Genomic DNA, 10,595 nt, shown 5'->3' on the forward strand with positions numbered 1-10,595 from the left:
ACAAACTATAGATTAGGAGATTTTTTAAATGGATATATCTAAGCTCAGTACACAGATAAATATGGATGACTTTATTCCTGCCACCGAGGAAGAAAAAGAATACATGGTGCAGATGCGCCCTTCATCCACGTTCTTTAAGGACAGTGTAAAAAGACTTTTGAGAAACAGAGTTGCAACAGTTTGTTTCTTCATTATAGTTCTTATCACTCTGGCAGCCATCTTCATTCCCATGTTCTGGCCCTATTCCTATGACCAGATGCTTGGAATGACACCGGGTAAGCCCGTTGATAACACCTTCAAGGATCTTAAGCCCTTCCAATACGGAGCCTCCGAGCTGGCACTTATCGACAGCGGAGAGAGCGTTGTTCCTCACATATTTGGCACCGATTCCCAGGGACGTGACTATTTCATCCGTGTTGTTTACGGAACAAGAATCTCCCTTGCGGTAGGCTTTTTTGCAAGTATCATCGTTCTTATTATCGGAATGACAATCGGTTCCATCGCAGGCTATGCCGGCGGCAAAGTGGACCTTATCATCATGAGAATCGTAGATATCATTTATTCACTGCCTGACATGCTGATGGTAATCCTGTTATCTTCGGTACTTAAGGTGGTAATGGAAGGAGCTCTGGACGGAACGGTTCTTGCCAAGATCGGCTCCAACATCATAAGCCTGTTCATAGTATTCGGTGTTCTGTACTGGGTATCAATGGCAAGACTTATAAGAGGTCAGATCCTTTCACTTCGTGAGCAGGAATATGTCCTGGCTTCACAGGCTGCAGGAGCAAGAGGAAAGTGGATCATCTTGAAGCACCTTCTTCCCAACTGCTTCTCAGTCATCATCATTTCAACAGCACTTCAGATCCCCAGCGCGATCTTCACTGAGAGCTATCTGTCCTTCCTTGGACTTGGTGTTAACGCACCTATGCCTTCACTTGGATCTCTGGCTTCTGATGCGCTCAATGGTATTTCCTCCTATCCTTACAGATTGGTCATACCTGCACTTGTTATCTCACTCATTGTTTTGTCCCTTAACCTTTTCGGCGACGGACTTCGCGATGCCTTCGATCCCAAGCTTGACACTTAAGCTTCCTTACTAAATACATAGGAGAACACATAAATGAGTTTATTAGAAGTAAAAGACCTGCACACTTCCTTTTTTACCGACGCAGGTGAAGTGAAAGCGGTTAACGGAATATCTTTTTACCTGGACAGAGGTAAGGTCCTGGGAATCGTAGGAGAGTCGGGAAGCGGCAAATCTGTAACTGCTTATTCCATAATGCAGATCCTCGCAGGAACAGGCAAGATTGTCTCAGGCTCCATCAAATTGGACGGACAGGAGCTTGTTGGCGCCGGCGAGAAGGTTATGAAGACCGTAAGAGGCAACAAGGTATCCATAATTTTCCAGGATCCCATGACCTCACTGAATCCTACCTATACCATAGGACATCAGCTTATGGAGGCAATTCTCCTCCACACCGACAGAAACAAAGAACAGGCCAGAGAACGTGCCATCGAGATGCTGAGGCTCGTTAACGTCAATGAGCCTGAAAAGAGAATGAATCAGTATCCACATGAGTTCTCAGGCGGTATGAGACAGCGTGTAATGATCGCCATGGCCCTTGCCTGCGAACCGGATATTCTTATTGCTGATGAGCCCACAACAGCTCTTGACGTTACTATTCAGGCCCAGATCCTTGATCTTATGAAGTCTCTTCAGGAAGAGCTGGGAATGGCCATTATCATGATCACTCATGACCTGGGCGTAGTTGCTCAGATGTGCGACGAAGTTATCGTTATGTACGCAGGTTCCATCTGCGAGCAGGGAACAGCCGATGAGATATTCTACAATCCTTGCCACGAGTACACCAAGGGTCTTCTTCGTTCCATCCCCACAGAGGGAAAAGAGGGAAAGAAGCTGGAGCCTATTTCCGGAACACCTATCGATCTATTGAATATGCCTAAGGGATGCCCTTTTGCACCAAGATGTGACAATGCCATGAAGATATGCCTTCGTGAGAGAGCAGAGCGTATGCAGATTAATGACTGGCATGCGGCAGCCTGCTGGATGAACGTCAAGAAGTCTATGGAAGGTGGTGAAGCCCATGAGTGAAGCAGCAAAGACAGAAAATCTCGTTGAGATCAAACACCTTAAAGAGTACTTCAACGTCAATGTAGGATTTTTCAAATCCAGACCTCTTAAGGCTGTTGATGATGTATCTTTTTCAATTAAAAAGGGAGAGACCCTTGGACTTGTAGGTGAGTCGGGATGCGGCAAGACAACCGTTGGCCGTACCATCCTTAATCTCTATAAGCCCACAGCCGGAGAGATCTGGTACGACGGCAAACTTATCAAGACCGATGCAGATATCAAGGAATTCAGGAAAAAGGCCACCATGGTATTCCAGGATCCTTACTCATCCTTGAATCCCAGAATGACCGTATCAGATATCATCGGAGAACCTCTGGACATTCACAAATTGTACAATACCAAGGAGGAGAGAAGAGAGCGTATCCTCGAGCTGATGGGGTATGTAGGACTTAACTCTGAGCATGCATCAAGATATGCCCACGAGTTCTCCGGCGGACAGAGACAGCGTATCGGAATCGCCCGTAGCCTTGCGGTTAACCCTGAGTTCATTGTCTGCGACGAGCCTGTATCTGCCCTTGACGTTTCCATTCAGGCACAGGTTATCAACATGTTTGACGAGCTTCAGGACAAGCTGGGACTTACCTATCTGTTCATTGCCCACGACCTTCTTGTTGTAAGACATATCAGTGACAGAATAGCAGTTATGTACCTTGGTAAGCTGGTGGAGCTGGCGGATGCAAATGAGATCTACGACCATCCGATTCATCCCTACAGTAAGTCACTGCTGTCTTCGGTTCCCGTTCCGGATCCCAAGATTGCAAGGGCCAATAAGAGAATTATCTTATCGGGAGACATTCCAAGTCCCTTAAATGCTCCTTCAGGGTGCCCATTCAGAACCAGATGTCCTCATGCAACACCTGAGTGCGTAGAGTCCATGCCGGAGCTCAAGGAACTTAGTTCAAGGCATTTTGTGGCCTGTCATCATCCCGAGAACATCGCTTAATAAGATGAAAAATATGGAAAAACCATATTTTCAATAAAAAACTTCATACTAAGGAGGTAATTATGAAAAAGAAGTTATTATCAGTAGTACTTGTTTTATGCATGGTTTTAAGCCTCGCAGCCTGCGGAAAGCAGTCAGACAGTGCAAGCTCAAGCTCAATCAATGTCTGCCTTGCATCTGAGCCTGCAACCTTGGACCCTGCACTTAACTCGGCTGTAGATGGAGCTACACTTATCAGCCACCTCTTCTCAGGTCTTGCCAAGTGGGGACTTGATGCAAACGGCAACCTTGAGATCCAGCCTGATTGCGCTGAGGCTCTTGTTGAGGGTGTCGAGAACGCAGACGGAACAGTTACTTATACTTACAAATTAAGAGACGGACTTACATGGTCCGACGGTCAGCCTGTTAAGGCTTCAGACTTTGAGTTTGCTTGGAACAGAGCAGCAGGTCAGGCTCTTGCAGCTGACTACGGCTACATGTTCGAGGTTGTTGATGGCTATGAGGCTATTTGGGCAGACGGCGCTACAGGCGATGAGAAGCTCAATGTTCATGCCACAGACGACAAGACTCTTGAAGTTACTCTTACAACACCTGTTGCTTACTGGAACGAGCTTCTTGCATTCCCTACATACTTCCCTGTACGTGAGGATGTTGTTGCCAACGAGTCCTGGGCTACAGATCCTGCAACCTATGTAAACAACGGTGCTTACACAATGACAGCATGGGAGCACAACTCACTTATCACTCTCAAGAAGAACGACAAGTTCTATGACGCAGCTAAGGTTAAGATGGGTGAGATCAACTTCTATCTTTCAGATGATGCAAACAACCAGCTCGCTAACTTCGAGAACGGCGACTGGCAGTTCATCGATGATGTTCCTACCAACGAGATTGCTAACCTCAAGACCAAGTATCCCAACGAGTTCGTAACAGCAGGTCAGCTCGGAACCTACTATGTATGCTGGAACATCAACGAGAAGATCCTTCCTGACAGCAGCACTCTTACAGGCGCTGAGAAGGCTAACGCAGAGAACGAGATCAGAAATGCTCTTGCTCTTCTCATCGACAGAAACCACATCGTTAACGACATTGCACAGGGCGGACAGGTTCCTGCGTCTTCCTTCGTAGCTATGGGTCTTACAGATGCTGACGGAACAGAGTTCTATCAGAATGCAGGTAACGGTTCAGGCTATGTTGGATACTATGATGTATCTACAGCAGCTTATGAGTCTAACTGGGCATCAGCTATTGAGACACTTAAGAAATACTACACCTATGACGAAGCTTCAGGAACATTTACTGACTTCCCTACACTTACATACCTCTACAACACATCAGAGGGACATAAGGCAATCGGTGAGGCTATTCAGTCAACCTTCGCAGGAGTAGGCATCACAATCAACCTTGAGAACCAGGAGTGGGCTACATTCCTTGATACACGTAAGGCTGGTAACTACTCAATCGCACGTAACGGATGGCTCGGCGACTACAACGATCCTATTTCCTTCCTTGATATGTGGACAACAGCTTCCGGTAACAACGACGTTCAGTTCGGCAAGGGCGACAACGCAGGCGTTCAGGCTTACAGCATCGACCTTACAGACCTTGGCTATGACGTTAAGGTTGAGAACGGAACATGGGCTGAGACCTATGACGTTGTAATCGGTCTTATTAAGAAGTGCACAGATTCCAAGACACGTTATGCTCTTATGCACAAGGCAGAAGATCTTCTTATGTCAACAGGATGTATCTGCCCTATCTACTACTACACAGATCTGTACATGATCGACGACAGTGTAAGCGGATTCTTCTCAAGTCCTCTTGGATACAAATATTTCTTATACTGCGAAGTTAATAAGTAATGAATTGATTCATTAAAACAAAAAACAGGAATCTGCTTCGGGAATACCCTTAGCCGATTCCTGTTTATTTTTTTATTCGCTGCCATTCATCCCATGAAGGCGTTCTCGGATTCCTTGATGAGGTCACTGAGTTCCATATCTGTTACGTCTAGGACCCAGGCCAGCATGGTAATATTGTGAGCATGCTCCTCCACGGAGAACTTCGGGCATGTTAAGTAAGTATCTATTTCATCCTGTAATTTCTTTCTAACATCATCTTCAGTTCTCATAATCGCAGCTCACCTACCTTCCGATTGTTAGTTTACTATATTTCATTATAACAGATATTGATAAAGAGGGAATTGCCATTACTTGGGAAGATAAAAATACAGTGCTGTAAATTGCCTGTTTTTAAGAATAAATTGGTTTAATTTTCTAAATTGAATATTGAATTTTTGTTGCAGCTCTTATCGAAATTTGATAAGAACTTTTTTGTGTTTTTTATGTGTTTTTTTTGTGAAAAAACTTGCATGCGCCACTCTGATTCTATAATATAAAAAAGCTACTAAAAAGGGAGGAATGAAAGAATGTTTCAGAAAAAGTTCAAGCAGTTTATGGCTGCAACTATTTCTGCAGCTATGCTTGTAGGGCAAGTCCAGTATGCAAATGCGGCAGATATTGATGAGAGCACTAACATTGATCTTACAGAAGACTATGATCTGACAGCAGAATCGGAAGACTCACTTGGGAATTACGAAGATATTTCCACTGATTTTGTACCGGTTGAGGAATTGGAAGTTATCGATGACGAGGAGACCGAAGAGTCTGAGGGCATCGAGGATGCTGAAGAGCCTGTTGAAGTGATCGTAGAAGAGCCTGTTACTGAGGAGCCTGAAGAGGTTTCCGATGGGGACGTAACAGAAGCTGCCGAAGAGGCAAGTGATGAGGCTTCTGTGGACAGCTCAGTAGAAGATGAAGCTGCTCTTATGTCAGAAGAGACAGAGCTTCCTGCAGGAATTGTGGGAATGGCAGAAGGATATGAGCTTACAGCATCTGAGGCTGCTGTAAAGGCTGAATCCGTTACCAAGAAAGATACATATTTTAAAGATTTCTCTTCACTTGAAGAGGGCAAGGATTATGCCAAGGATGAGGTAGTATTTCTTGCAGAAACTAAGGAGCATGCTGAGGAAGTAGCTGCAGCTTATGCAGGTTCTCTTAAGAGCTTTGAGAACGGAGTTGCTGTTATTGATCTCTCTGAGTCAGAGGTTAGCGTTGAGAGCGCATATTCATGTGCATTTATTGATGGTCTTAACCTTCCTGTAGTTACTCCTAATTATTTCTTTGCATATGATGAGCTTACATCTGTTGATGCAGATTATCTCGGATTATTCAAGGAGACAGCTTCTCAGGAGAGCGCAGCAGAGGTCTCTGAGGATGAGACCGTAGATGTAACTAAGGCGCCTGAAGAGGAAGTACTTGAAGATATCGCTGAGGATGACACAGTAGCTTATGAAGAGTCTTCAGACGAAGAGGCTTCCGAGGATGCCGAAGAGGCAGAGGATGAGGAAGCTGAGGAGACAGAGGAAGAGGCTGAGGAAGAGACTTCTGAGGAACTTCCCGATTTCATGAGCGAGCCTTATTTTGATCCTGCTTCTGATGAATATCAGTGGCATCACCAGATGGTTGATTCTTATTCAGCATGGCTGAGCCTTGGTAAGGACGGACTTAACAAGACTTCAGATGTAGTTGTAGCAGTTATCGATGACGGTATTGCTGATATTTCAGAGCTTAACCTTGTTAATGAGGCTAGCGTTGAAGGAAGCCATGGAACAATGGTTGCAGGCGTTATCGGTGCCGGAATCAACGAGAACGGCGGCGCAGGTATTGCTCCCGGGGTAAAGCTTCTTAACCTTAAGACAGATCTTACATCAGCAGGTGTTATGTCACAGCTTCGCACAGCTGTTGAGAACAAGGCTGACGTTATCAATATGAGCTTTGGCGGATCTAATATCGATCCTCAGATGACTTATGTTATCGATGAAGTTAATGCAGCAGGTGTTACAATGGTTGCTGCAGTCAGCAGCAAGGGTGTATATCCTGCAGCTTATGAGAATGTTATCGCTGTAGCAGCTGTCAATGAGGCAGGCAAGATTGCTTCATATGTAGCAGATGCTTCTTACGCAGATATCGCAGCTCCCGGATCCAACATCTGGACAACAGACGAGACCGGCAATTACGTAATGGTGAGCGGTTCAGCTCTTGCTTCTTCTGTAGTAGCAGGTGCAGCTGCGCTCTATATGACCAAGTTCGGACACGTTGCTCCTGCAGATATCAAGGCTGCACTTGTTGATACAGCTGATGTTCTTGAGAATGTTAACGTTGTAAATGTTAGCAAGCTTATCGGAGCAGCTTCCAGAAGATTTGGTGCTACAACATCCAATGTTGCAAGCGTTAGAATCACAACTTCTGCTAATGCATCAACATATAATGTTAAGACCGACAAGAAGGGCGCCGTTAAGTCAGCATCAATCTATTATGAGGTAGGCGCACAGAAATCAATTACTTTAAGCGCTAAGTTCCTTGATAAGGCAGGTAATTCAGTTTCTTCTGCTGCTATGTGGACATCAAGTAAGCCCGGCGTTGCATCAGTAAATGCAAGCGGTGTTGTTACAGGTCTTAGCAAAGGTAAGACAACAATTACTTGTAAGGACAGAAACGGTTCTAAGAAGGCTTCCGTTACCATTGAAGTTAGAAAGACAGTTACTTCACTTGAAGTAACCGGTTCAAAGTTTGTTACTCCCGGTTCAAAGCCTAAGTACAAAGTTAAGGCTAACAGCGATGCAAGCAGCAAGGCAGTTACATGGAAAGTAAGCGGTGCATCAGGCGTTACAGTTGTACCTACAACAGGACAACTTATTATTGAAAAGTACGTTTCTAACTGGACAAAGGTTACATTGACAGCAACTGCCAATGATCCTGCTCATAAGCAGGCTTCTTATACCGTAACAATTCGTAATAAGGCTAAAAAAGTAGAGATTAAGAGAAGCGGCGCAGTAACCAAGAAGATTACTCTTGGCTTGGAAGAAGTAGTAGATGTTAAAAAAGAAGCAACCGTAAGTGTTTCTGCTGACAACGGAGCTCCTATTGTTTGGAGTGATAAATATGACCATAACAAGATCTCGCTTGTGAAAAACTCTAATGGATCATATACTATCAAGGCAAAGACCACCGGCACTGTAACATTGACAGCTGCAACCGATGATGGATCCGGCAAGAAAGCTAAACTAACTGTTAAAGTTATCAACCCTGTAACTCAGATTTATTATGAGATTAGGAATCAGAACCCTGACATCCTGGCAGAGGGTGGTAAGATGAAGTTCTATTCCACTCCTTATGGCAAAAATAAAACAACACCAACAGTTAAAAAACTTAAATGGAGAGTAGTTGTATCAACTAATTCGAGAACCCTTACTGATGATGAGGCAAAGCATGTTGCAACAATCTCCGGCGGAACAGTAAAAACTAAGAAAAATGCCACTGATTGGATTGTAAATAATGGTTTTAGCTCCGCAAGAATAACCGTGTATGCAGGTTCTACAGATGGATCTAATGCTTATTGGCCATTGAGAACAGTTAATCTTGTTGAACGTGTTAACAAGTACTATAGATTTGGCTTGCCTCAGGGAGCAGGAACCTGGACTCATAAAGAGGCAAATGGTAGAACACAGAATTACAATCATTTTATTCTGACAATAAGAAAATACATCGGTGGCTTCAAAATTGGTGAAGAAAAGCATGAAAGCTGGATACTGAGCAGATATCCTTTTGAGGTATCTTCTACTAATGAGTCAATTTTGCATGCTGAGTGTGTTCCGGACACAGTTAATTCAGGATATTATTGCCTTCAGATTACATCTTATGGCAGATCCGGTACAGCAACTGTAAAGATCAGAACATTAGACGGCTCAAATATTAAGACTTCCGGTAAATTTAAAGTAATACCAAAGAAATAATAGTATAAAAGAGAGCTTTCGCACTGAATAGTGCGAAAGCTCTTTTGCTATAGTATAATCAAATTATATTCTTGATTTGAGGAAGTAGCCTATGTTTTTACATTTACTTAGAGACGACGAAAAAGAAGCATTCATCGACCTTGCCAGACTTGCGGCTGCGGCCAATGGCAGCATCAGCGATGAAGAAGATATTATGATAGAGCAGTACTGTGCAGAGATGGGAATATCTCTTCCAATGAGTCACGCCAGAACCTTGGACGGAGTATTAGCCTGCTTTGCAGAATCAGATACCATGAGTAGGAAGGTTGTGATCATGGAGATCATCGGCCTTCTGTTTTCTGATGGGGATTTTGATGAGAAGGAGATGCAGTTTATTGAGAAGATTGCAGATTCTTTGGAGGTGAGCAGGGACCAGGTCAGAGAGATGATTGAGCTCACCGGAAGATATATCAATGTGCTGCAGGATATTTTGTGCATTATTGAGGGTGAGTAAGTTGAATGGGAATCGACAGGGACGGTTGTGAGTCAATGGGGACGGTTCTTGCTGACTCGCTTCGTGAGTCAGCAAGAACCGTCCCCATTGACTCACAACCGTCCTTCTATACATTATCTCTTCATCAATTCCTTCGAAAACTCCACATAATCCAGACAAGTATTACATTTCGGCGCATAGTCTATTAGGAGCTTTTTCTGTTCCTGCGCCTCTTTGGTCTTAACACATTCCCTTATGACAGTTTTGAACAGTTTGGTATTCATCTGCTTGGCAACTGCCTCGATATTATCTCTTGTTTCACGCTCGAGATTGGAGCGGCCTGAATATCTAACAAGGAGAAGTCCTGCGATTGACAGGTCTCTGTTCTGTCTGCGCTTGACAGCCATGATGGTGTCATAGAGCTGCTGAATGCCTTGCATGGAATAGGCATCTGCAGTTACGGGAATGATAACCTTATCTGCTGCGATAAGGCAGTTGTAGAGAATGATATTAAGTGACGGAGCTGTGTCTATCACTATGTATTTGTAGTCATCAAGTCCTTCAAGGGCATCCTTAAGTCTGTAGAATCCCTCAACGTCGCCGTCCAGCATCTTCTCTGCCTTAACAAGAAGCGGGTCGGAGGCTACGATGTCGCCGTTGTCTGTGTGCTGGATCGCTTCCGCAATTGGAAGCTTGTCTGAGTCAATTATTACGTCATAGAGTGTTGCCACATCCTCCACTTTGGCTTCGTAGGTGCTGGTGCTGTTGCCCTGAGGATCAGCATCGATTAGAAGTGTTTTAGCCTTCTTCCCCAGAATTCCGGCAAGATTGGTTGCGGTGGTACTTTTGCCGATACCGCCTTTCTGATTAGCTACAACAAAAACTGTTGCCATATTTCCCCCTCCTTAAAAATCAATGCTTCCGTTAGTCTGTCCGTTGATGACATAGAACACCTTCTGCTCCTCGGGCTTGATATACATATCAACCTTTTCAAAATCGGAGTCCTTAAGGCCTTTGGACAGTGCGTCCTGTTTGATCAGCTGCAATAGTTCATCGGTTTTACGTTCTTTTTCTCTAAACTGAACTACAATTGTTTTCTGAGCTGTTGCAAAGCCGCCGGTAAGTTCATTTGCTCGTTCAACACTTTGTTTTCTGGCCATTTTTTTATCTCCCC

At 44.3% G+C, this 10,595-nt stretch carries 9 protein-coding genes; 6 read left to right on the top strand and 3 right to left on the bottom strand.

Features of this window, described 5'->3' with window-relative positions; genetic code table 11:
- Nucleotides 1–28 precede the first annotated feature (28 nt).
- The 4 genes from NXH67_RS10115 (at nt 29) to NXH67_RS10130 (ending at nt 4,957) form a co-directional block, all read left to right on the top strand.
- A complete protein-coding gene (locus tag NXH67_RS10115) occupies nt 29–1,087 on the top strand; it encodes an ABC transporter permease (protein WP_022776833.1) in 1,059 nt (352 codons plus the stop codon).
- Nucleotides 1,088–1,120: 33 nt separating this feature from the next.
- The gene (locus tag NXH67_RS10120) at nt 1,121–2,113 is read left to right on the top strand and encodes an ABC transporter ATP-binding protein (RefSeq protein ID WP_272797302.1); all 993 of its coding nucleotides are present in this window, start codon (nt 1,121–1,123) and stop codon (nt 2,111–2,113) included.
- The gene (locus NXH67_RS10125) at nt 2,106–3,095 is read left to right on the top strand and encodes an ABC transporter ATP-binding protein (protein WP_272797303.1); all 990 of its coding nucleotides are present in this window, start codon (nt 2,106–2,108) and stop codon (nt 3,093–3,095) included. Before NXH67_RS10120 ends, NXH67_RS10125 begins: the two co-directional genes overlap by 8 nt.
- A gap of 62 nt (nt 3,096–3,157) precedes the next feature.
- Nucleotides 3,158–4,957, top strand: a complete 1,800-nt coding sequence (locus NXH67_RS10130; protein ID WP_272797304.1) for a peptide ABC transporter substrate-binding protein — start codon at nt 3,158–3,160, stop codon at nt 4,955–4,957.
- 86 nt (nt 4,958–5,043) lie between these two features.
- Here NXH67_RS10130 and NXH67_RS10135 read toward each other — a convergent pair whose 3' ends face one another.
- A complete protein-coding gene (locus NXH67_RS10135) occupies nt 5,044–5,226 on the bottom strand; it encodes a hypothetical protein (protein WP_022776829.1) in 183 nt (60 codons plus the stop codon).
- Between the two features lie 297 nt (nt 5,227–5,523).
- Here NXH67_RS10135 and NXH67_RS10140 point away from each other — a divergent pair, with 297 nt between their 5' ends.
- Nucleotides 5,524–8,949, top strand: coding sequence for a S8 family peptidase (locus NXH67_RS10140; protein ID WP_272797305.1), 3,426 nt, complete (start codon nt 5,524–5,526; stop codon nt 8,947–8,949).
- Nucleotides 8,950–9,040: 91 nt separating this feature from the next.
- Nucleotides 9,041–9,442 (top strand): hypothetical protein, encoded by a 402-nt coding sequence (locus tag NXH67_RS10145; protein ID WP_272797306.1) that lies wholly within the window; start codon nt 9,041–9,043, stop codon nt 9,440–9,442.
- A gap of 113 nt (nt 9,443–9,555) precedes the next feature.
- Here the strand turns inward: NXH67_RS10145 and NXH67_RS10150 are convergent, their stop codons facing one another.
- Both NXH67_RS10150 and NXH67_RS10155 read right to left on the bottom strand, forming a co-directional pair.
- A complete protein-coding gene (locus NXH67_RS10150; protein WP_022776826.1) occupies nt 9,556–10,314 on the bottom strand; it encodes a ParA family protein in 759 nt (252 codons plus the stop codon).
- Nucleotides 10,315–10,326: 12 nt separating this feature from the next.
- Entirely contained in the window at nt 10,327–10,581 is a 255-nt protein-coding gene (locus tag NXH67_RS10155) for a DUF6465 family protein (protein ID WP_272797307.1), read from the bottom strand.
- Nucleotides 10,582–10,595: the final 14 nt, after the last annotated feature.

Source organism: Butyrivibrio sp. DSM 10294 (assembly GCF_028539135.1).
Lineage (GTDB): Bacteria > Bacillota > Clostridia > Lachnospirales > Lachnospiraceae > Butyrivibrio.

What these genes read in the sequence shown, in the direction of transcription:
- NXH67_RS10115 (WP_022776833.1), top strand. Translation starts at nt 29, where the DNA reads ATGGATATATCTAAGCTCAGTACACAGATAAATATGGATGACTTTATT.
- NXH67_RS10120 (WP_272797302.1), top strand. Translation starts at nt 1,121, where the DNA reads ATGAGTTTATTAGAAGTAAAAGACCTGCACACTTCCTTTTTTACCGAC.
- NXH67_RS10125 (WP_272797303.1), top strand. Translation starts at nt 2,106, where the DNA reads ATGAGTGAAGCAGCAAAGACAGAAAATCTCGTTGAGATCAAACACCTT.
- NXH67_RS10130 (WP_272797304.1), top strand. Translation starts at nt 3,158, where the DNA reads ATGAAAAAGAAGTTATTATCAGTAGTACTTGTTTTATGCATGGTTTTA.
- NXH67_RS10135 (WP_022776829.1), bottom strand. Translation starts at nt 5,226, where the DNA reads ATGAGAACTGAAGATGATGTTAGAAAGAAATTACAGGATGAAATAGAT.
- NXH67_RS10140 (WP_272797305.1), top strand. Translation starts at nt 5,524, where the DNA reads ATGTTTCAGAAAAAGTTCAAGCAGTTTATGGCTGCAACTATTTCTGCA.
- NXH67_RS10145 (WP_272797306.1), top strand. Translation starts at nt 9,041, where the DNA reads ATGTTTTTACATTTACTTAGAGACGACGAAAAAGAAGCATTCATCGAC.
- NXH67_RS10150 (WP_022776826.1), bottom strand. Translation starts at nt 10,314, where the DNA reads ATGGCAACAGTTTTTGTTGTAGCTAATCAGAAAGGCGGTATCGGCAAA.
- NXH67_RS10155 (WP_272797307.1), bottom strand. Translation starts at nt 10,581, where the DNA reads ATGGCCAGAAAACAAAGTGTTGAACGAGCAAATGAACTTACCGGCGGC.